17 protein-coding genes are annotated in these 20557 nt (G+C 67.3%); 5 read left to right on the forward strand and 12 right to left on the reverse strand.

From position 1 onward, the window contains the following. Positions 1–54: 54 nt before the first annotated feature. Entirely contained in the window at positions 55–2106 is a 2052-nt protein-coding gene (locus DFR31_RS02375) for an ATP-dependent helicase (RefSeq protein ID WP_121441055.1), read from the forward strand. A 13-nt stretch (positions 2107–2119) separates the two neighbouring features. Here DFR31_RS02375 and DFR31_RS02380 read toward each other — a convergent pair whose 3' ends face one another. Genes DFR31_RS02380 through DFR31_RS02390 form a run of 3 tightly spaced genes read right to left on the reverse strand, consistent with a single transcriptional unit; the run spans position 2120 to position 6730 of the window. Then, the gene (locus tag DFR31_RS02380) at positions 2120–3214 is read right to left on the reverse strand and encodes an AI-2E family transporter (protein WP_121441056.1); all 1095 of its coding nucleotides are present in this window, start codon (positions 3212–3214) and stop codon (positions 2120–2122) included. Continuing rightward, entirely contained in the window at positions 3192–5267 is a 2076-nt protein-coding gene (locus DFR31_RS02385; protein WP_121441057.1) for a sensor histidine kinase, read from the reverse strand. Before DFR31_RS02385 ends, DFR31_RS02380 begins: the two co-directional genes overlap by 23 nt. A gap of 17 nt (positions 5268–5284) precedes the next feature. After that, complete coding sequence (locus DFR31_RS02390) at positions 5285–6730, reverse strand: sigma-54-dependent transcriptional regulator (protein WP_121441058.1); 1446 nt, start codon at positions 6728–6730, stop codon at positions 5285–5287. A 162-nt stretch (positions 6731–6892) separates the two neighbouring features. On the opposite strand from DFR31_RS02390, the gene cysB reads away from it, so the two are divergent. Then, positions 6893–7873, forward strand: a complete 981-nt coding sequence (gene cysB / locus DFR31_RS02395) for an HTH-type transcriptional regulator CysB (protein WP_121441059.1) — start codon at positions 6893–6895, stop codon at positions 7871–7873. Between the two features lie 70 nt (positions 7874–7943). Here cysB and DFR31_RS02400 read toward each other — a convergent pair whose 3' ends face one another. From DFR31_RS02400 to DFR31_RS02425, 6 genes are all read right to left on the reverse strand, one after another. After that, positions 7944–8696, reverse strand: a complete 753-nt coding sequence (locus DFR31_RS02400) for a hypothetical protein (protein ID WP_121441060.1) — start codon at positions 8694–8696, stop codon at positions 7944–7946. Positions 8697–8918: 222 nt separating this feature from the next. Further along, positions 8919–10193: a serine--tRNA ligase gene (gene serS / locus DFR31_RS02405; RefSeq protein WP_121441061.1), complete on the reverse strand. Its 1275-nt coding sequence runs from the start codon at positions 10191–10193 to the stop codon at positions 8919–8921. Between the two features lie 57 nt (positions 10194–10250). After that, positions 10251–10937 carry a COG3650 family protein gene (locus DFR31_RS02410; protein ID WP_121441062.1) on the reverse strand — a complete coding sequence of 229 codons (687 nt, stop codon included), beginning with the start codon at positions 10935–10937 and terminating at the stop codon, positions 10251–10253. A 15-nt stretch (positions 10938–10952) separates the two neighbouring features. Beyond that, a complete protein-coding gene (locus DFR31_RS02415) occupies positions 10953–12341 on the reverse strand; it encodes a replication-associated recombination protein A (RefSeq protein WP_121441063.1) in 1389 nt (462 codons plus the stop codon). Next, positions 12338–12979, reverse strand: a complete 642-nt coding sequence (gene lolA / locus DFR31_RS02420) for an outer membrane lipoprotein periplasmic chaperone LolA (protein ID WP_121441064.1) — start codon at positions 12977–12979, stop codon at positions 12338–12340. The genes DFR31_RS02415 and lolA overlap by 4 nt, the downstream gene beginning before the upstream one ends. A gap of 33 nt (positions 12980–13012) precedes the next feature. Continuing rightward, a complete protein-coding gene (locus DFR31_RS02425; RefSeq protein ID WP_121441065.1) occupies positions 13013–15397 on the reverse strand; it encodes a DNA translocase FtsK in 2385 nt (794 codons plus the stop codon). A 177-nt stretch (positions 15398–15574) separates the two neighbouring features. Between DFR31_RS02425 and aat the strand changes: the two genes are divergently transcribed. Together aat and DFR31_RS02435 are read left to right on the forward strand one after the other, a co-directional pair. Further along, a complete protein-coding gene (gene aat, locus DFR31_RS02430; RefSeq protein WP_121441066.1) occupies positions 15575–16351 on the forward strand; it encodes a leucyl/phenylalanyl-tRNA--protein transferase in 777 nt (258 codons plus the stop codon). Further along, the gene (locus tag DFR31_RS02435; protein ID WP_121441067.1) at positions 16341–17060 is read left to right on the forward strand and encodes an arginyltransferase; all 720 of its coding nucleotides are present in this window, start codon (positions 16341–16343) and stop codon (positions 17058–17060) included. Before aat ends, DFR31_RS02435 begins: the two co-directional genes overlap by 11 nt. On the opposite strand, the gene DFR31_RS02440 is transcribed toward DFR31_RS02435, so the two are convergent. Then, positions 17057–17470, reverse strand: a complete 414-nt coding sequence (locus tag DFR31_RS02440) for a PaaI family thioesterase (protein WP_245971062.1) — start codon at positions 17468–17470, stop codon at positions 17057–17059. The two genes, DFR31_RS02435 and DFR31_RS02440, sit on opposite strands and share 4 nt — an antisense overlap. A 14-nt stretch (positions 17471–17484) precedes the next feature. Then, the gene (locus DFR31_RS02445; RefSeq protein ID WP_121441069.1) at positions 17485–18486 is read right to left on the reverse strand and encodes a cysteine synthase A; all 1002 of its coding nucleotides are present in this window, start codon (positions 18484–18486) and stop codon (positions 17485–17487) included. A gap of 184 nt (positions 18487–18670) precedes the next feature. On the opposite strand from DFR31_RS02445, the gene DFR31_RS02450 reads away from it, so the two are divergent. After that, the gene (locus tag DFR31_RS02450) at positions 18671–19969 is read left to right on the forward strand and encodes an ATP-grasp domain-containing protein (protein ID WP_121441070.1); all 1299 of its coding nucleotides are present in this window, start codon (positions 18671–18673) and stop codon (positions 19967–19969) included. Here the strand turns inward: DFR31_RS02450 and DFR31_RS02455 are convergent. Continuing rightward, positions 19960–20547 carry a GNAT family N-acetyltransferase gene (locus DFR31_RS02455; protein ID WP_121441071.1) on the reverse strand — a complete coding sequence of 196 codons (588 nt, stop codon included), beginning with the start codon at positions 20545–20547 and terminating at the stop codon, positions 19960–19962. The two genes, DFR31_RS02450 and DFR31_RS02455, sit on opposite strands and share 10 nt — an antisense overlap. Between the last annotated feature and the right edge of the window lie 10 nt (positions 20548–20557).

Consider the following 20557-nt stretch of genomic DNA (forward strand, 5'->3'; position numbering starts at 1 on the left):
TTCCGGGTACAATCCGCAGCCCGGTTGCAAACAGTCTCCACCAGGGAAGCGCCCATGCTGGATCAGGATCAGGCCCGGGTAGTGGCCCACGAAGAGGGACCGGCGGCGGTACTGGCCGGCGCCGGCTCCGGCAAGACCCGCTGCACCACCGAGCGCGCGGCCCGCCGGCTCACCGAGAGCGGTGTCCCCGGCCACGCCATGGTCCTGCTCACCTTCACCAACAAGGCGGCCGCAGAGATGCGGGAGCGGCTCTCCGCCCGCCTGCCCGAGGGAGTGGACCTGCCCTGGATCGGAACGTTCCACAGCTTCGGCAGCCGACTGATCCGCGACCACGGCAAGCGCATCGGCGTGCCCGGCAACGCCACCCTCATGGACGCCGAGGACAGCCGCCGCATGCTGGACGCCCTGCTCGCCGGCCCGTTCCCCGACCGGGCCCGGCGACAGCGGGCCATGGACGCCCAGGATGCCATGGCCGCCGCCGGCCTGGATCCGACCGAGCCCGATCACCTCGAGGCCATGCGCGATGAGTTGGAGGCGCAAGGGTTCGGTCCCGGCGCCACCGCCCGGCTTGTCCAGCGCCTGCGCCGCTACGACAGCGAAAAGCGCCGGGCGGCGATCATGGATTTCTCCGACCTGATCCTGCTGCCCGCCCGGCTGCTGCGGCGTAACCCGGAGTTGCAGCGGCGACTGCGCGCCCGTTTGCAGGATGTCACCGTGGACGAGGCCCAGGATACCGATGGTGCCCAGTTCCGGCTGCTCCGGCTGCTGATCCCGGAAAACCGCAGCGTGATGCTGGTGGGCGACGACGATCAGGCGATCTACGAGTGGCGGCACGCCCGGCCGGCCAACCTGAGGGAGTTTATCGACGAACAGCGGGCCACGGTCTACCGGCTGGAGCGCAATTACCGCTCTACCCCGCCCATCGTGGACGGTGCCGTCAGCCTGGTCCGGCACAACCGCCAGCGGCTGGAGAAGAACCCCTGGGCGGTACGCCAACCGGAGCGGCCCGCCCCGATCACCCTGGTCCGTCATACCCAGGCGGAGGAGATGGCCGAGGCGGTGGTGACGGATATCCGCGACCGGCTGCGCGCCGGCCTCAGCGCCGAGGACGTGGCGGTGCTCTACCGCAAGAACCGGCTCGCCCGCCCATTGGAGGGTGCCCTGCTGCGCCACGGCATCCCTTACCGGGTGAAGGCCGGGATGGACCTGCTCGGCCACGCCGATGTGCGCATGATGCTGGCTGCCGGGCGGCTCGCCGCCAACCGCCGGGACGTGCGCGCCCTGTCCCGGCTCGCTGACCTCGTGCCGGGGCTGGGGGCGCGGGGGGTCAGCCGCCTGATCAACAGCGCCGACGACCCGTTGGCCGCCACCGACCAACTGCCGCCCCAGGCCGGCCAGGCGGTGGAGCGCCTGCGCCAGGCACTGGACAACCTGTTCCGCCTCGGGCCGCAGGCCCTCAGCCAGTGGTGTCTCCAGACCCCGCAGTTCGCGGAGTGGTTGAACAACCGCGCGCGGGCGGCCCTCAAGCGCGACGGCCTGCGGCCCGCCCCGGAGGCCATGGACAAGGCACTGAAGCCGGCGCGTGCCCGCCTGGGCGCCGTCCAGCGGGCGGTCAACCGCCGCTTGGCCGCGATGGATGGCGACCCACCCCCGGCACAGCGCTGGATGAGCGCCCTGGAGATTGCGGCCAGCGCCTCCGATGACAGCAATGCCGACCAGGCCTGCGTCACCCTCTGCTCGGTGCATGGCGCCAAGGGCCTGGAGTGGTCGGAGGTCCATATCTTCGGGTTCACGGAGGGGCTGATGCCGCTGGCCCGGGACGGACGGGTGGACAACCTGGAGGAGGAGCGGCGCCTGGCCTACGTGGCCATCACCCGGGGCCAGAACCGGGTCACCCTCCACCACGCAGACCGCATCGACCGGGGTGACGGTCAGGGAGTGAGCGCGGCGGAGCTCTCCCCCTTCCTGGTTGAACTGGAGACCGGACCGGCCCTGGCACACGTGGACAACCGGGCGGCCGTCCGCGCCGCCGCCCAGGTGCTGGACGGGGAAACCCCGGCGAGCCCGGAGGACTGGCTCGCCGCCATGCGCAAGCAGGTGGGTTGAGCGGACGCGGCGGTCAGTGGCCGCGGGCGCGGTCGCTCATCATGATGGCGAGCCAGCGGGTGCCGGGCTGCGCCTCCAGCGCCAGCTTGGCGATCATGGTCAGCGGGATGGAGAGTAACATGCCCACCGGGCCCAGTACCCACCCCCAGGCCATCAACGACACCAGTACCACGAGTGGCGACAGGCCCAGCGTGTGGCCCATGAAGCGGGGCTCCAGCACGCTGCCAATCACCACGTTGACCGCCACGTAAAGCGCCAGGGTCAGCAGCCCCTCCACCAGCCCGAGGCCGAGCAGCGCGATCATCACCGCCGGCACCGCCGCCACGATGGAGCCCACGGTGGGGATGAAGTTGAGCAAGCCGGCGAGGATGCCCCAGAGCACCGGAAAGTCCACGCCGATCACGGCCAGGCCTACCCCCACCAGCACACCGGTGGCCAGACTGGTCGCGCTCTTGATCAGGACGTAGCGGTAGACGGAGCGGAGAAATCGGCGGGCACGCACTCCGCCGCGGCGGCTCCTGGGAAAAGCGGCGCGCAGCTTGCCGGGCAGATAGGTCTCCTCCAGCAGCAGGAACATGAAGGCCAGCAGCACCAGGAAGGTGGTGGCGGTGAACTGCCCCAGGCCACCGGCTACCGCCCGGGCCAGGCCGGTCAGGTCCGCCAGTTCCGGCAGTGGCGGCTGTTCCGGCAACAGGTCTTCCGGCACCCCCAGCCCGACAACCCAGACCATCAGTTCGTCGAACATGCTGAGCAGGCGCACCTGGTAATGCGGTGCCTGCCGCGCCATGCTCTCCACCGCCCCCTGCAGCGCCAGGAACAGCAGGAAAAACCCCATGCCCACGGCGACGAACAGCGCCAGCACCGCCAACGGCCCCGGCACCCCACGGCGGCGCATCCAGCTCAACGGCGGCGCGCACACCACCGCCAGGAAGGCGGCCAGCAGCAACGGGGTAACCACCCCGGCAGCGGCCTTCAGGCCGGCCAGCAGCACTACCAGCGCAGCACCGCCCATCAGCCAGTGCCAGGTGGTCAGGGTGCTGTCCTGGAGGCGCGGCGCTGGCAGCGCTGGTCCTGGCGTGCCCTCGCTAGTCTCCCTCTCTGATTGCATCCAATTGCTCCAGTAGCTCCCGCTCGTCGGCCAGACGCGGCTCACTCAACAGCCAGACCCGGAAGCGGCTGCCTGCCCCCTCGCGGGAATCCACGGTGATCTGCCCGCCATAGCGGCGGATCAAACCGTAGCTGATCGACAGGCCCAGGCCGGTGCCCTCCCCCTCGTCGCGGGTACTGTAAAAGGGGTTAAAGATCTGATCCACCACTTCCTGAGGGATGCCGACCCCGTTGTCGGTCACGGTAATGACCACCCCGCGCTCATCCCAGTCGGCGGTCTCCACGGTGACCCGGCCGGTTTCATCGGCCACTGCGTGCAACGCGTTGAGCAGAAGGTTGACCAGCACCTGCTGCAACTCCCGCGGGCTGATGCGCACCGTCCGCCCGGCATCCAGGCGCGTTGTGACCTCGATCGCCCGGCGCCGGGACAGGTGGCCCACCAGGTCCACGGACTGCTGGGCCAGCGAATTGACGTCAGTATCGGACAGCGTCCCCACGTAATCGCCGGGGCGGGAGTACTGCAGCAGGTTGTCCACGATGTCCCTGATCCGGTAGACCTGCTCGATGATCAGCTCCACCTCGTGGCGCACCGGGGCGACGTCCTCGCCCAGCTCCTCGATCAGGACATCCATGTTGCCCAGAATGACCGCGGTGGGGTTATTGATCTCGTGGGCAACGCCGGCGGTCAACTCACCGAGCGCCGCCAGCTTTTCCGCCACCACCAGTTGCTGGCGGGTGCGGCGCAGCAGCCGGATGGTGCGCTCCAACTCCTCGTTACGGGCGGTCAGCTCGGCGGTGCGCTCCCGCACTTTTTCCTCCAGCCGGTCGGCGGCTTCCTGGATCTGGGCATTGCGCGCCTGCAGCAGGTCGAGCATGCCATCGAACTCCCGAGCCAACTCCCCCAGCTCGTCGCGGCTGTTGATCGGGCCCACCCGCTGCGCCTGCCCCGCACCAGTGGCCCGGACCACCCGCGCGATGCGCTCGATGGGACTAAACACCGACTGCGCGCCGCGGATGGCGATGGCCGTGCCGAACAGAATCAGCACCAGGAACAGCACCCCCAGCGCCTGCAGCCCGCGAGTGATCTCGGCCCGGAACGGGGCCTCCAGAAAACCGGCATAGAGCATCCCCACCCGCTCTCCGTGCACATCCACCACCGGCTGGTAGCTGGACATGTACCAGTCGTTCACCACGAACGCGCGGCCAATCCAGACATCGCCCTCGCGCAGCACACTGTCCCCCACTTCCCGGGAGATGCGCGTGCCCAGGGCGCGCTCCCCCGGGCCAAGAGGCACGTTGGTACTGATGCGCACATCATCCAGAAAGAGTGTCACCGTGCCCGGCCGGTTATCGGGCAGGCTGCCCTCCGGGTAGGCCACTTCCCGAATCGCGTCCACGAAGTCGAAGTTGCCGTTGAGCAGCAGGCCGGCGTCCAACAGCGCCAGCACCTCCCCATCCGGACCGCGCACCGGGTAGACCGCGCGCAGCATCATGGCCCGGGTTTCCAGCTCCCGGTCGGTGGGTTCGGCGCGGGCAGTCTCCAGGATGGGCAGGCGCATCTGCTCGGCGAGGTCCTCGGAGTGCGCGCGAAGCCGCTCCTCGCCGTAGATCTCAATCTCACTCCGCGGCTCGTCGCTCAGTGCCGCGCGGAGCAGTGGGTGGGCCGGAGATTCTTCGGGCGCCGGCAGGGTCTGGCGATAGAGGGCCTGGCCATCCGCCGCACGCAGGTTGAGGAAGGTTAATCCGTATTCCGACTGCCAGTCATGAACCGCATCCCCCAGCGCCTCCGTGTCCTCGGCTTCCAATGCCAGTCGAAAGCTGTGGGATTCGCCAAGCCGGGCAATGCGGTCCAGGTGGTCATCCGCCAGGCGCTGGAAGGCGTCGTTGGCCACGCTGAGATCGGTGCTGACCTTCATGGTCAGTTGGTCGTCGCTGATCTTGTGGACCCAGTACCCCACCAGGAAAAGGGTCGCGGGCATCAGCAACAACACCGGGAAGAGCACCAGCAAGAGGAGCTTGTGCCGGACCGAGAGGGCGGGCAATTGCCAACGCATGACGTTCGGCGCCCCGGTTACAGGCGGCCCTCCTCCTGCCAGCGGGCCAGCTTACGATCCAGCGTCTTGCGGGCCACGCCCAAGCGCCGGGCCGCCTCCGACTTATTGTTGTCGCAGGCATTGAGCACACGCAGGATATGGACCCGCTCCACCTCGTCCAGTGGCGTCCAGGCGTTACCGGGCGGGGCGTCCGGCACCGCCGGCCCGGTGTCGGCACTGTCCGGCACCGGGATGTTCGAACCGCTGATGCAATCCGCCGCCGGGCAGCCCAGCAACAGGGCCCGCTCGATCACGTTGCGCAGCTCGCGCACGTTGCCGGGCCAGGGGTAACGGTGCAACGCCGCCAGGTCCTCCCGGCCGAGGACGATGGGCGGCACGCCCAGCTCGGTGGCCAGGGTCTGGATGAGGTACTCGGCCAGGGGCTGGATATCCTCGCTGCGCTCGCGCAGCGGGGGCAGTTCGACGCTGACCACATCCAGGCGGTAATACAGGTCCTTGCGGAACCGCCCCTCGTTCACATCCTCTGCCAGCTCCCGGTTGCTGGCCGCCACCACTCGGACATCCACCGGTACCTCGCGGTCACTCCCCACCGGGCGCACCCGGTGGTCCTCCAGCACCCGGAGCAGTTTTGCCTGCATGGCCAGGGGCATCTCACTGATCTCGTCCAGAAAGAGCGTGCCGCCGCGGGCGTGGGAGAAAAGCCCCTCCCGCGCCTCCTGGGCCCCGGTGAAGGCCCCCTTGCCGTGCCCGAACAACTCGCTCTCGATCAGTTCCGGGGCGATGGCCCCGCAGTTGACCGGCACGAAGGGGCCCTCGCGACCGCTCCAGCGGTGCAGGGCCCGGGCCGCAAGCTCTTTACCGGTGCCCGACTCACCACGGATCAGCACGGTGCTGGGCGCAGCGGCCAGCCGCCGCAGCACCTGGCAGACGCGCTGCATCAGCTCGCTCTTGCCCACCAGCCCGGTGTCCGGGCGCACTGCCGCCAACTGACGGTGCAACAGGTAGTTCTCCCGCTGCATGCTCCGGCGCTCAAAACAGCGGTCGATGGCGGTGTAGAGCTGGTCCATGCGGAAGGGCTTGAGGATGAAATCACTCGCCCCCGCGCGCAGGGCGGCGATGGCCGTCTCCAGGTCCGCGTAGGCGGTGATGAAGATGACGTCGGTAGGGTCGCCCTGCGTCCGCACCGCCTCCACCCAGTCGACCCCGCTCACGCCGGGCAGCCGGATATCGGAGATGATGAGGTCATAGTGGCCCTCCGCCCGCGCCTGCTCCGCCTCTTTGACGTTGGCGGCGGCGCGCACGTTGCGGAAGTGCCGGGCCAAGGCACGCTCAAGGAAATTGCGGACCCCCGGCTCATCGTCGATGACCAGTACGGTCGCCGTGGGCGGTACCCGTCGCGGGCCGCTGGTACCAGGGCGCTCCTGGTAGTCCGCCACGCCGATATTCGAACCCTGCTCAGACATTCACCACCTTGCTGTTCAGCTCAAGCCAGAGCGATTGGTAGGCTCATTGTACCGCGACGGGGTCAGGTTTGTGCGCGCAACCGCTTACACCGTTAGACAACAGTGTTTGCAAGTTTTTATGCATTAATTTAATAATGACGCTGAGCGTTAGCAGGTGCCCACATGAAACTGAACCAGTTACGCTACATCGCCGAGGTGGCAAAACGCGGCCTGAACATCTCCGCGGCCGCCGACGCCATGTACACCTCTCAACCCGGCGTCAGCAAGCAGATCCGACTGCTGGAGGATGAGCTTGGGGTGCAGATTTTCGCCCGTAGCGGCAAGCATCTCACCCACATCACCCCGGCCGGGCGCGCCATCCTCGAGTCTGCGGAACGCATCCTGGGCGAGGTTCAGAACATCCGTTCCATCGCCGCTGATTTCGTGGACGAACAGCGCGGCAGTCTCAGTATAGCCACCACCCATACGCAAGCACGGCATGCGCTGCCGCGGGTAGTCGGCCAGTTCCGGGAGCGCTACCCCAACGTCAGCCTACACATCCATCAGGGCACGCCCATGCAGATCGCGGAGATGGCGGCCCGCGGCCAAGTGGATTTCGCCATCGCCACCGAGGCGCTGGAGTTGTTCGAAGACCTGGTGATGCTGCCCTGCTACCGCTGGAATCGCAGCGTCATTGTTCCCGAGGACCACCCACTCACCCAGGTCAAGCCGTTGACCCTGGAGGCCATCGCCGAGTGGCCCCTGGTCACGTACGTCTTCGGCTTTACCGGACGATCCAAGCTGGACGAGGCTTTCGACAACGAGGGGCTTGAGCCCAACGTGGTGTTCACGGCCACGGACTCCGAGGTCATCAAGACCTACGTAAGACTTGGCCTGGGCGTGGGGATTATTGCCAGCATGTCTTTCGAACCGGAGCGGGACGAGGGGTTGGTCGCCGTGAACGCCAGCCACCTGTTTCAGGACAGCATCACCAACATCGGGTTCCGGCGCGGGGCTTACCTGCGGGGGTACATGTACGAGTTCATGGAGTTGTTCGCCCCCCACCTGACCAGCGAGGTGGTGGAGCGGGCGATACAGACCCGCTCCGCTGAGGAACGGGAGGCCTTTCTCACCGAGTTGCAGCCGTTGATTCGGCAGGCGTAAGCCACCCCGGGCCACAAGCCGGAGCAGGCAACCGGCGTACCGGCGCCGCCCCGGATGGGCACCACCCCAGTCAGTGGCTGGCGGGCTTTTGCCGGCTGGCCGACCCACTGGCCGCCGACCCACTAGCCGAAGTAGACCTTCGGCTCGCAGTTTGTCGAGCGGCCTGGCCGGTGGGCTTGCTGCCACCCTTGGCCGCACTGCCGGATGCGGCCTCACTGCCACCTGCTGCGTCACCCTCCCCCTCGGAGTTGCCGCCACCGCGACGCCGAGTGCGGGTGGCGGTTGATTCCGCGACCTGCGACTTCTCGCCGATGGCCGCCGGCGCAACGCCTTGCTCTTCGGCAATCTCCTCTACCTGATGCATCAACGCCTGCTGGCTCTTCATCATGGTGTCGACCATGTTCCGCCAGACATCGAAGAACTGTTCCCGGGCCTCGTCGCCCTGCAAGGGCAGGTCCGAGCGGTTGAGATCGAGCCGTCGTGCCTGCTCGAACCAGCGCTCCCAGAGGGCCGAGCGCGCTTCCAGCCAGTTTTCCATCAGGTTGCAGCTGGTCTCGTTCATATCACTGAGCGGACGCGGCGCGTTTTCATCGCCCAACCCGGCGTGCCGGCAGAGCTTGATCCACTCCCCCTGCACCCGCAGCGCGTCCTGCACCAGCTTTTCCATGGAATCCAGGTTGTCCTGCCACGCCTTGTCCAGGTTGTCCGGGGTCTGTCCGGGCTGCACCCCCCACTGCTGCCCGAACTCCATCCATTGCTGCCAACTCCTGTGGGCCATCTCCATCAGGTCCGACACCATGTCCGTCGTCTCGCGCTTAGCCATGATTTCCTCCTGCTTACCCAGCGCAAACGTTAGCAAACCGGGGCATTCCGCCACCGCTGATGGGGGTCATACGCCCACGACGTCAACCAAAATGGAGATTTAATTGTATTTTGACTATCCTAAACAGTTAACGTGCGCTTTCCATCTGGGGCCAGTATAGAAACGGCCCACCCGGATAGCCAGTTCCTGAGTGGGCCGTTCGGTTATTAACTCAGACCGTTTTTACAGTCGATCAATACCACCCATATAGGGCCGCAACGCCTCCGGCACCGTAACGCGGCCATCGGCCTCCTGGTAGTTCTCCAGGATCGCCACCAGGCAGCGCCCCACGGCCAGCCCCGAACCATTCAGCGTGTGCAGCGGCTCGGGCTTGCCCGTCTCGGGGTTGCGCCAGCGAGCCTGCATGCGCCGGGCCTGGAAGTCCAGGAAGTTGCTGCAGGAGGATATCTCCCGGTAGGTCTCCTGCGCGGGCAACCAGACCTCGATGTCGTAGGTCTTGGCCGAGGAGAAGCCCAGATCGCCGGAACACAGGGTAACCACCCGATAGGGCAGGTCCAGTTTCTGCAGAATGGTCTCTGCGTGACCCGTCAGGGTTTCCAGCGCATCCCAGGAGGCCTCCGGTTCCACCAATTGGACCAATTCCACCTTTTCGAACTGGTGCTGGCGAATCATCCCCCGCGTATCCTTGCCATGACTGCCGGCTTCAGAGCGGAAACAGGGGGTATGACAGGCGAACTTCAGCGGCAATTGGTCCGCGTCAATGATTTCATCCCGGGCCATATTGGTGACCGGTACTTCGGCCGTGGGAATGAGATAATAGTCCTGCTCGGCGTCCAGGTGGAAAAGGTCCTCGGCGAATTTGGGCAATTGCCCGGTCCCGAAGAGGCTGTCCCGGTTCACCATGTAGGGGACGTAGATCTCCTGGTAGCCGTGCTCGGCGGTGTGGATATCGAGCATGAACTGGATCAGCGCCCGGTGCAGACGGGCCACCCTGCCCCGCATGACCACGAAGCGGGCACCGGTGAGCTTGGCTGCCGCCTCGAAGTCCAGCCCCCCGTCCAGGATCTCGCCTAGCTCCACGTGATCGCGGGGCCGGAAGGCCATCTCCCGCGGCGTCCCCCAGCGGCGCACCTCGATGTTTTCGCTGTCGTCGTCACCCTCGGGCACGTCGGGGTGCGGCAGGTTCGGCATGCCGGTGTGGATCTCGTGGAGTTCGTCCTGCACCGCCTGGAGTTCGCGCTTGGCCGCCTCCAGCTGCGCGCCCAGGTCGGCCACCTCGGCCTTCAACGGTTCTATGTCCTCGCCGCGGGCCTTGGCCTGGCCAATGGACTTGGAGCGGGTATTGCGCTCGTTCTGCAGCTCCTGGGTGCGCACCTGCAGCTCGCGCCGGCGCTCGTCCAGGTCGCGGTAGTGCGCCACATCCAACGTGTAGCCGCGCCGGGCCAGGGCCCCGGCCACCGCCTCGATATCCTGTCGCAGTTTGCGTGTATCCAGCATGCCTTTGCTTCTTGTATTGGGAAATGGAATAAGCCGGGCATTGTACCCGCTCGGGCGTCAGGGACGAAGGAACCGGCCGCAGCCCTGGTAGTGGCTATCGTCCACCCGTAGCTCCACGGTGGCGTTGAAACGCTCGCCGCTCATGCTGTCGCGACAGGTGGCGCGCTGGATGTGCAGCTCCACCCGGTGATCATCCGACTCCGCCCGGAACGCGGTGCCACCATCGGGACTGATAAAGGGACTGATCCGATCAAAGGCCAGTTCCCGCTCACCGTAATCGAGCGTGATCTCCAGGGCGGGCGTCTGGCTGTTGTTCACCTCGACCATCCACCCCGGCTCCTGGCCCACTGCCCAAAAGCCGGCACCCCGCAGCTCTGCCTCACGCCATGGCGGGAGCTGGTCAGTGGCCCGGCACTGCAACGCCTCCTCTCCGGCCAGCGTCAGCACGGCCTGGTCTATCCCCTTGGTGTGGAATTCGTCGCCGTGTCGGTTGGTGTAACGCGCACCGGACGCGGCCTCGTCTAGCGACAGCCCGAGTGTGCCCATCCCGAGGTGGACGATGACCGCGTCGGCCTCGAACTCCGCGTGCAAACGCACATCACCGCACTGGTACGCCTGGTCCTGGCCGGGCTCGGGCGCGGCTTCCCCGTCCGGTGAGTCTGAACGCTCCGAGGCGACCGTGCAGGCCGCGAGTACGAGTGGTGCAATTGCAGCAATAAGCGCTATGCGCAAGCGCGCAGGCATGGGCAACTCCTTGAGCTAATCCGGCCGATTCAGGCCAGCCTTTCGATCCATTTCATGCAGGCGTTCCAGGCGCTCGGCGATGCGACTCTCCAAACCGCGGTCCAGCGGCCGGTAGTAGCGGCGCACCCCCATCGCCTCGGGGAAGTAGGTCTCCCCCGCCGCGTAGCCACCGGGTTCATCGTGGGCATAGCGGTAGGCCCGGCCGTAGCCCAGTTCCTTCATGAGCTTGGTGGGCGCGTTGCGCAGATGGACCGGGATCTCCTGGCTGCCCTGCTCGCGGGCGTCCCGCATGGCGGCGTTGTAGGCCGCGTAGACGGCGTTACTCTTGGGCACGCTGGCCATGTAGACCACGGCCTGCCCCAGCGCCAGTTCGCCCTCGGGACTGCCCAGCCGCTCGTAGGCGGCCACCGCGTCCAGGGCAATCTGCAGGGCCCGGGGGTCGGCGTTACCGATGTCCTCCGAGGCCATGCGGATCACCCGGCGGCCGATGTAGAGCGGGTCGCAGCCGCCATCCACCATCCGGCAGAACCAGTACAGGGAAGCGTCCGGATCAGAGCCGCGCACCGACTTGTGCAGGGCCGATATCTGCTCGTAGAACGCATCACCACCCTTGTCGAAGCGCCGCGTCCCGCCAGCCACCGCCTCGCGGATGGCCGGCTCGTCCACGGTATCGGACTCCGCCAGGTCGGCGGCGATCTCGAGGGTCGTCAGGGCGCGGCGGGCATCGCCATCGGCGGCCCGCACCAGCAGGGCGAGCGCCGGGTCAGCCAGCCGGACCCGGCCACCGTAGCCGCGCTCAGGGTCGGCGACCGCCTGGCGCACTACGTCGGCGATGGCGGCCTCGTCCAGGGCACGGAGCACATAGACCCGGGCGCGGGAGAGCAGCGCATTGTTCAGTTCAAAGGAGGGGTTTTCGGTGGTGGCACCGATGAACACCACGGTGCCGTCCTCCACCCAGGGCAGGAAGGCATCCTGCTGCGCCTTGTTGAAGCGGTGCACCTCGTCGACGAAGAGGATCGTGCGCCCACCGGCGGCACGGATCTGGGTGGCCTCCTCCATCGCGGCGCGGATATCCTTTACCCCGGCCATGACCGCCGACAGGGTCAGAAAGCGGGCATCGGCGGCCGCCGCCACCAGCCGGGCCAGGGTGGTCTTGCCTGTGCCGGGCGGCCCCCAGAGGATCATGCTGTGGGGGCGACCGGCGCGGATGCTCTCGCGCAACGACCGACCCTCGCCGAGGATGTGGTCCTGGCCGATAAACTCCTGCAGCCGCCGCGGGCGCATGCGGTCAGCCAGAGGGCGCCCGGCCAGGTCCGCCACACCGCCCCCGGCGGCAGGCCCTGCCTCTGGTCGGTCGCCGGCCGGCCCGGGCTCCAGCCCCGGCAGCCCCTCCTGGTGGCTCAAAACGTTTGCCCTCCGCCGGTCTCGATCACGTCAGCGCCTTCCGGGGGCTGGAAGTCGAACAGCGCCGAATCGATGCTGGCATCCCGCTCCAGCTCCTCGAGCTTGAGCAGGGTGATCTGGCCCAGGCCGTCCTCCAGCTCCACCTCCACCGGCACCCCGTCGTCCAACCGCAACAGGACGTACTCGTAGTCCAGGCTGGCCTCACGTGGCTGCAAGGCCACCCGGCCCGGCTCCGGGAAGCTGAGTTCGAAGGCCGCCTCCAGCTCCTCCAGGGTGCCACCCAGTAGCACCGCCGGCCCACTACCCAGGCTGTCGGCCAGCGTCCGCACACTCACCTGCTCCAGGTCCTCGTCGTAGACCCAGAGCTTCTCGCCGTCGGAGACGATCTCCTGCGGCCACGGCTCGCCGTAGTTCCAGCGGAACCGGTCCGGGCGTTCGATCCAGAACTCGCCGCTGGACTCCTCCAGCACCTGGCCGGACTCATCGCGGGTCTGCTGGGTGAAGCGGCCCTGCAGGCTGGTCACATCGTCGTAGTAGCGCGCCAGGTCGGCACGGGTCTGCTCTTCGGCTAGCGCCGGCGGGGCACTCAGCCCCAGCAGCAGGAGCAACAGCAGCGGGAACAGCGGGGTGATGCGCATAGGCTCAATACTCCTCGACTCGCGCCCTGGCCGTCAGTCTTTGGGGGGCGGCGGGGCCAGTACCTCGCGGCTGCCATTGGGCTGCAGCGCGCTGACCACCCCCGCGGCCTCCATCTCTTCGACGATACGGGCGGCACGGTTGTATCCGATCTTCAGGCGCCGCTGCACCCCGGATATGGAGGCCCGGCGGGTCTCGGTGACCACCGCGACCGCCTGGTCGTACAGCGGATCCTGCTCGCCGTCGCCGCCGCCCTCGCCCGGAATGCCGGGAATGGGCGCGGTGTCGGTCGTATCCTGAAGGACCTCGTCCACGTAGTCGGGTTCCCCGGTCTGGCGGATAAAGTCCGCCACCCGGTGTACCTCCTGGTCGGAGACGAAGGCGCCGTGAACGCGGTTGGGCATGCCGGAACCGGGAGCGAGGTAAAGCATGTCGCCGTGCCCCAGCAGCGCTTCGGCGCCCTGCTGGTCGAGGATGGTGCGCGAGTCCACCCGCGAGGAAACCTGGAAGGCGATCCGCGTGGGGATGTTGGCCTTGATCAGGCCGGTGATCACGTCCACCGACGGGCGCTGGGTGGCCAGGATCAGGTGGATGCCCGCCGCCCGGGCCTTCTGCGCCAGCCGGGCGATCAACTCTTCGACCTTCTTGCCCACGATCATCATCATGTCGGCGAACTCGTCCACCACCACGACGATGAAGGGCAGCGGCTCCAGCTCCGGCGCCTCGGGCTCCACGTCGTAGCCCATCTGCTCGTCCGGCTTCCACAACGGGTCGCGCAGTGGCTCGCCCTGCTCCCGGGCCTGACGCACCTTCTTGTTGTACCCGGCCAGGTTCCGCACCCCCACCGAGGCCATCAGCTTGTAGCGGCGCTCCATCTCGGCCACGCACCAGCGCAGGGCGTTGGCCGCCTCCTTCATGTCGGTGACCACCGGCGAGAGCAGATGCGGGATGTCGTCGTAGACCGACAGTTCGAGCATCTTGGGGTCGATCATGATCAGGCGCACCTGCTCGGGGCCGTTGCGGTAGAGCAGGCTGAGAATCATGGAGTTGACCCCGACCGACTTGCCCGAGCCGGTGGTGCCTGCCACCAGCAGGTGGGGCATCTTGGCCAGGTCCGCCACCACCGGGTGGCCGCCGATATCCTGCCCCAGCGCCATGGTGAGCGGCGCCTGGGCCTTTTCGTACTCCGCAGAGCGGATGATCTCGGAAAAGGCGATGAGCTGCCGGTGCTCGTTGGGGATTTCCAGCCCCATCACCGACTTGCCCGGAATCACCTCGATAACCCGCACCGATATGACCGCCAGGGAGCGGGCCAGGTCACGCGACAGGTTGGTGATCTGGCTGGCCTTCACGCCCTTGGCCGGCTTGAGCTCGAAGCGGGTGATGACCGGCCCGGGCTGGACAGTGGTGACCTCCACCTCGATACCGAAATCCGCCAGCTTGGCTTCCACCAGCCGCGACATCTCCTCCAGTTCCTGCTCGGAGTAGCCCGGCTGATGCTCGGGTGGCGAGTCCAGCAGGCTTGCGGGCGGGTGCGCCCCGGGCGCCGGTTTGTCGTGGAAGAGCTCGATCTGCTGGCCCTTGGCCCCGCCGCGCGAGGTATCCGGCGCCGGTGCCTTGGGCTTGGGCATGCTGGGCAGGGCGGGTGTGATCTTGGGCGCCTTCCGGGCAACACTTTTCGGCTTCGATGGCGCCCGGACCTCCGGCTGCCGCGCCCGCGCCTCACGCGCTGCCCGCGCGCGCTCGGCCTGGCGCTCGCGGTACGCCGCCAGCCCCTCGCGCAGGCGCGCCAGCTGTTTACCACTCCACCCAGTCGCCCGGAACGCCAGCCTGCCGGTGCGGTCCATGAGCCCCAGCCACGACAGACCCGTGCACAAGGTAATGCCACCGAGGAACAGCGCCAGCGCGAACAGCGTTGCCCCCTCGAAATTCAACAACCCGCCGAGCCCGCTGCCGACCAGGTCGCCCAGCACCCCGCCGGCGGACAGGGGCACCGTTTCGGGTATCGTACTGAAGTGCAGCGCCGCCAACCCGGCACCGGACGCCAGGGTGACGACGAACCCCACACCCCGCACGGCGAGAATGCCACCATCCAGCTTCCCGCCGTCGCGCCGCCAACACCAGGCCAGCCACGCCGCGTAACCCATCATGAGTGGGAACAGGTACGCCAGGTAGCCAAACAGGTACAGGGTGAAATCGGCAAACCAGGCGCCCACCACGCCGCCCGCGTTGTGCACTTGTTCGGTATGGGCGCTGTAACTCCAGCCCGGATCCTGCGGATGGTAGGTGACCAACGCCAACAGCATGAACACGGCCACCGCAGCCAGCACCAGCAGGAGTGCCTCCCGCAGGCGACGGGTCACGTGGTGCCCCAAGGCGGAGGGCGCGGGCTTTTTGGTTTGCGATCGGGCCACGGTCATTCGGTCATCAGCTGCTGGGCCGGGCTTTCCGGCAGAAGGAGAAGTATCAATTCAGTCAGAAGGATACAGCGATTTCCTCAGGCTGTCACCCAAGAGTCCATGCGGGCACCCAGCCGGACACCCGCCCGGTGGTGGTGATATGATCGGTCATGAATCTGGCGCGACCCGGCAGAACCCATGCAACGGCTTTACTGGCTGGACGAACATAACCCGCGCAGTCCCTTCCCCGCCGCAGAGCAGGCCATGGACGAGCCCAACGGCCTGCTGGCGGTGGGCGGCGACCTGTCGCCCGTGCGCCTGGAACAGGCCTACCGCCAGGGGATATTCCCCTGGTACGGCCCCGGCCAGCCCATCCTCTGGTGGAGCCCGGACCCACGCTGCATGTTCCACCCCGGCTGGCTCCATGTGAGCCGCCGCCTGGCGCGCCGGCTCCGGAGCGACACCTTCACGGTCACACTGGACACCGACTTTCGCGGCGTCATATGCGGGTGCGCCGCCCCCCGCGCGGACCAGCCGGGCACCTGGATCGTGCCCGAAATGATGGCGGCCTACGAGGAATTATTCCATCTGGGCGTCGCCCACTCGGTGGAGTGCTGGGACGACCGGGGCGAACTGGTCGGTGGGTTATACGGCGTCGCCCTGCACGGGGCCTTCTTCGGCGAGAGCATGTTCAGCCACCGCACCGATGCCTCCAAGGCCTGCATGGCCTGGCTCAGTGCACAGCTCCACCGGTGGGGCTTCAGGTTGTTCGACTGCCAGGTGAGTTCGCCGCACCTGCAACGCATGGGCGCCGTGGACGTCAGCCGGTCACGCTTTTTGCGGGAGTTGGAAGCGGCCCTTGCAAGGCCACACCGGCGCGGCCCCTGGCAGTTTGACCCGGACCTGGACCCGGTGGCCGTGCATCGTCAGTTCCAGACCCGTGCCACCGCACCGGAGGTGCTCCATGGGGCGTAGCGACCTGCTCCGCCGACTGCCGGTGTACGCCACCGGCGACCACGCCTGCCCCTACCTGGATGGCGAGACCGCCTGCACCTGGTTCGTGGACCCGGAGGCCTCTCTCTCGCCCGGCCTTTACAGTAACCTGATACGCCAGGGCTACCGGCGCAGCGGCAGCTATATCTACCGGCCCGGCTGCGAGGACTGTCACGCCTGCCAGTCCCTGCGCATCCCGGTGGCGGCCTTCCGCCCCCGACGGCGCCACCGGCGCTGCCTCAAGGCCAATTCCGGTGCCCTGGTGCAACCGCTGCCGCCGGAGTACCGGGACGAGCACTACCGGTTGTACTGCGACTACCTGCAGGCCCGCCATCCGGGCAGCGAGATGGCCGATCCGTCGATCGGCGAGTACCTGGAGTTCCTGCGCGCCGATTGGTGCGAGACCCTCTTCTACGAGTTCCGCGACGAGCGCGACGAGCTGCTCGGCGTGGCGGTGACGGATCTGGTGGCCGACGGCCTGTCCGCCGTCTACACGTTCTTCCGCCCGGACCTGCCCCGGCGCAGCCTGGGCACACTCGGCATCCTCTGGCAGATCAACGAGGCCCAGCGCCTGGGGTTGAGTTACGTCTACCTGGGGTACTGGGTGGCCGGGTGCGAATCCATGCGCTACAAGTCGGACTTCCGGCCGCACGAGGTATACACCGGTGGCCGATGGGTCACCGTGGATTAACGGCCGGCATCCGGCGGGATCGAATAGGTTCCCACCGCGTGGGCCACCGGGTCCTCCCAGCCCTCGGAGTAAAGCGAAACCTCCCCCACCGCCAACGACCGGCCCACCTTGAGCAGGGTGCAACGGGCGATGATGTCCCGGTCCGCCGACGGCTTGCGCAGGAAGTTGATATTCAGATTGGTGGTCACCGCGAGCGGCACGATCCCGATGGCACCGAGCAGCGCCACGTAGAGCGCCACGTCGGCCACCGCCATCATCACCGGGCCGGATACGGTACCACCGGGGCGCAGCTCATCTTCGCCGATGGGGTGGCGCACGCTGGCGCTGCGGTGCCCCACCGCCTCCACCGTGCAGCGGGTCTGGGGGAACTCGGCGGCCAGAAACGCCGCGATCTCTGCCTTGCTGGTCAAAAAGGACCTCCGGGTCAGCCCTGCGGGATGTCCCCGGTAGTCTCCGGCGCCAGCCCCTTCTCGCGCAACCATTCAGGATTGAACAGGCGGGAGTAGTAGCGCGCGCCCCCGTCGCAGAGGATGGTGGCCACGGTATGGCCCGGCCCGAGTGCCTGCGCCAGGCGCACCGCCGCCCCCAGGTTGATCCCGCAGGAACTGCCCAGAAACAGACCCTCCTGGTGGAGGGCCTGGTAGACCTGCTGCACGGCCTCCGGGTCGGCGATGCTGTAGGCATCGTCGATGGGGGTCCCCTCCAGGTTGGCGGTGACCCGGGTACTGCCGATACCCTCGGTAATGGACCCGCTGCCCACCACCTCCGGGGTGCCTTTCTTCACGTACCGGTAGAGCGCACTGCCGTGGGGATCGGCCAGCACGCACCGCACCTGGGCCGACTGCTCCTTGAGGTAGCGGGCCACCCCGGCCAGGGTGCCACCGGTGCCGGTGGCCGCCACGAAACCGTCCAGCCGCCCCCCGGTCTGCGCCCAGATCTCCGGGCCGGTGGTCTCGTAATGCGCCTGGCGATTGGCGATGTTATCGAACTGGTTGGCCCAGATGGCGTTGTCCATCTCGTCCGCCATGCGCCCCGCCACCTTCTGGTAGTTGTTCGGGTCCTTGTAGGGGCGTGCCGGCACGGTATGCACCTCCGCGCCCAGCGTGCGCAGCAGGTCGATCTTCTCCCGGGTCTGGGTTTCGGGGATAACGATGACACAGCGATAGCCCCGCGCATTGCAGAGGTGCGCCAGGCCGATACCGGTGTTGCCCGCGGTGCCCTCCACCACCGTGCCGCCCGGGCGCAGCAGGCCCCGCCGTTCGGCATCAAGGATGATGTAGAGGGCCGCACGGTCCTTCACCGAGCCACCCGGGTTCATGAACTCGGCCTTGCCCAGAATCTCGCAGCCGGTCTGCTCGGAAAGCCGTTTGAGGCGGATCAGGGGGGTGTTACCCACTGCCCCGGCGAAACCGTCACATACATCCATCGGCGCGCCTCCCGCGATCACTGCTCGGTCGTGTCCCCAGTATGGCAATTCCTGCGCGCCATGGCCCCCAAGCTGTCCCTTTACCCCACGGCAGCCGGCATCCTCGGGTTCTTCTACTAAATTGAGGGGTTGTGGCCGGCCATGAGCGCGGGCCCGCATTGGCGAAGCGGAGAGAGCATTACCGATGACCCGACACATCTTTGTAATCGGTTTGGACGATTTCAATCTGGCCGAACTGCAGACCGTGCGCAACGCGGGCGACTACACCTTCCACGGCCTGGTGGACTACGACACCATGGTGTTGCCCAAGTCCTACCCCATGCCGGAGATCATGGCCGAGGCCCGCCGCACCCTCGCGGACGCCCCCGCGCTGGACGGCATCATCGGCCACTGGGACTTCCCCACCACTTCCATGCTGCCCATCCTGCGTCGGGAGCACGGCCTGCCCACCCCGAGCCTGGAGAGCGTGCTCTATTGCGAGAGCAAATACTGGAACCGGCTGGCCTGCGAGCAGGCCGTGCCCGAGTGCACGCCCGACTTCCAGGGTCTGGACCCGTTCAGCGACGATCCGCTGGCCGACCTGGACGTGGCCTACCCCTTCTGGCTCAAGCCCACGGTGGCCTTCTCCTCCTACTTGGGATTCCGAATAGAGAACGAACAACAGTACCTGGAGGCCATGGCCACCATCCGCGAGCACATCCACGTGTTCGCCGAACCGTTCGACTACATCGTGGAGCAGTGCGAGAACCGCGCCGCCCTGCCCGACCGCGGCAGTGGCGCCACCTGCATCGCCGAAGGGCTGATCAGCGGTCGGCTCTGCACCCTGGAAGGGTACGTGTATAACGGTGAGGTCGTGGTGTATGCGGTAGTGGACTCCCTGCGGGCGGCCAACAACGTGAGCTTTTTCAGCTACCAGTACCCCTCGCAACTGCCCGCAGGGGTGAGGAACCGAATGATCGGCCATGCCGAGAAGCTGCTCAACCACATCGGCCTGGACCACACCCCGTTCAACATGGAGTTCTTCTGGGACGAATCTGACGACAAGATCTGGCTGCTGGAGATCAACCCTCGCATCTCCAAATCCCACTGCCCCATCTTCCAGATCGCCACCGGGGCCTCCCATCACGAAGTGGCCATCGACATCGCGTTGGGCCGGCGTCCGGACTTCCCCCGGCCGGAGGGGCGGTTCCCCATGGCGGGCAAGTTCATGCCGCGGGTGTTCGGCGACACGGTGGTTACCCGAGTCCCGTCCGAGGAGGAGATCGACGCACTCAAGCGGGTTTATCCAGAACTCATCGTGCACCTGTCGGTGCAGGAAGGCATGCGCCTGTCAGAACTGCCCGCCCAGGACAGCTACAGTTTCGAGATTGGCGACATTTTTCTGGGGGCGGCCGAAGAGGCGGAGTTGCACCAGAAGTTCCGCGACGTCATGCAGGCGCTGGACTTCCAGTTCGCCGACGTGGTGCCCACCAACTACAGCTGAACGCGGCGGTGGCGGGCCGTGGCCAGGCGCAGGCGGTACTCGCCCTCCAGCAGGGAGAGGACGTGCATGGAATACCGCTGACCACCCTCCACGGCACACTCCCGCGCCGTGCCCTCCATGACAAAGCCCAGGCCCAGGTACAGGCGCAGGGCCCGCTTGTTGTGCTCGGCCACGTACAGCCACAGCCGGTGGAAGCCCAGCACCTCGAAGCAGTAGCGCATGATCAGGATGAGGGCGGCGCGACCACGCCCGCCCCCCTTGCGCGCCAGGGCGATCCGGCGCAGCAGCAGATTTCCGTCCGGGTCATCGGCATCTTGCAGAACCACGTAGCCCACCGGCTCCCCCGCCTCCTCGATCACCGCATGCACCCAACCCGCGCCGTCCATGCAGGCGCGGTGCCGGGCGGCGGTCCACTGCCCCACGTAACGAGCGTTGTCCGGGTCGCGCTCCACGGCGAGTACGAACGCGCAATCCTCCGGCTGGGTCGGTCGCAGGGCCAGGCGCCCGCGCCGCAACCGCGGCGGTGGCACGGATTCACCCCCGGGGGCCATATTGCGCGGCGGCTCATCTACACTCATCTGGCGAGCA

Origin of the sequence: Alkalispirillum mobile (assembly GCF_003664325.1) — a bacterium.
GTDB lineage: Bacteria > Pseudomonadota > Gammaproteobacteria > Nitrococcales > Halorhodospiraceae > Alkalilimnicola > Alkalilimnicola mobilis.

What these genes read in the sequence shown, in the direction of transcription:
- DFR31_RS02375 (WP_121441055.1), top strand. Translation starts at nt 55, where the DNA reads ATGCTGGATCAGGATCAGGCCCGGGTAGTGGCCCACGAAGAGGGACCG.
- DFR31_RS02410 (WP_121441062.1), bottom strand. Translation starts at nt 10,937, where the DNA reads ATGCCTGCGCGCTTGCGCATAGCGCTTATTGCTGCAATTGCACCACTC.
- DFR31_RS02400 (WP_121441060.1), bottom strand. Translation starts at nt 8,696, where the DNA reads ATGGCTAAGCGCGAGACGACGGACATGGTGTCGGACCTGATGGAGATG.
- DFR31_RS02445 (WP_121441069.1), bottom strand. Translation starts at nt 18,486, where the DNA reads ATGGATGTATGTGACGGTTTCGCCGGGGCAGTGGGTAACACCCCCCTG.
- DFR31_RS02425 (WP_121441065.1), bottom strand. Translation starts at nt 15,397, where the DNA reads ATGACCGTGGCCCGATCGCAAACCAAAAAGCCCGCGCCCTCCGCCTTG.
- serS (WP_121441061.1), bottom strand. Translation starts at nt 10,193, where the DNA reads ATGCTGGATACACGCAAACTGCGACAGGATATCGAGGCGGTGGCCGGG.
- DFR31_RS02455 (WP_121441071.1), bottom strand. Translation starts at nt 20,547, where the DNA reads ATGAGTGTAGATGAGCCGCCGCGCAATATGGCCCCCGGGGGTGAATCC.
- DFR31_RS02435 (WP_121441067.1), top strand. Translation starts at nt 16,341, where the DNA reads ATGGGGCGTAGCGACCTGCTCCGCCGACTGCCGGTGTACGCCACCGGC.
- DFR31_RS02390 (WP_121441058.1), bottom strand. Translation starts at nt 6,730, where the DNA reads ATGTCTGAGCAGGGTTCGAATATCGGCGTGGCGGACTACCAGGAGCGC.
- DFR31_RS02385 (WP_121441057.1), bottom strand. Translation starts at nt 5,267, where the DNA reads ATGCGTTGGCAATTGCCCGCCCTCTCGGTCCGGCACAAGCTCCTCTTG.
- lolA (WP_121441064.1), bottom strand. Translation starts at nt 12,979, where the DNA reads ATGCGCATCACCCCGCTGTTCCCGCTGCTGTTGCTCCTGCTGCTGGGG.
- cysB (WP_121441059.1), top strand. Translation starts at nt 6,893, where the DNA reads ATGAAACTGAACCAGTTACGCTACATCGCCGAGGTGGCAAAACGCGGC.
- aat (WP_121441066.1), top strand. Translation starts at nt 15,575, where the DNA reads ATGCAACGGCTTTACTGGCTGGACGAACATAACCCGCGCAGTCCCTTC.
- DFR31_RS02450 (WP_121441070.1), top strand. Translation starts at nt 18,671, where the DNA reads ATGACCCGACACATCTTTGTAATCGGTTTGGACGATTTCAATCTGGCC.
- DFR31_RS02380 (WP_121441056.1), bottom strand. Translation starts at nt 3,214, where the DNA reads ATGCAATCAGAGAGGGAGACTAGCGAGGGCACGCCAGGACCAGCGCTG.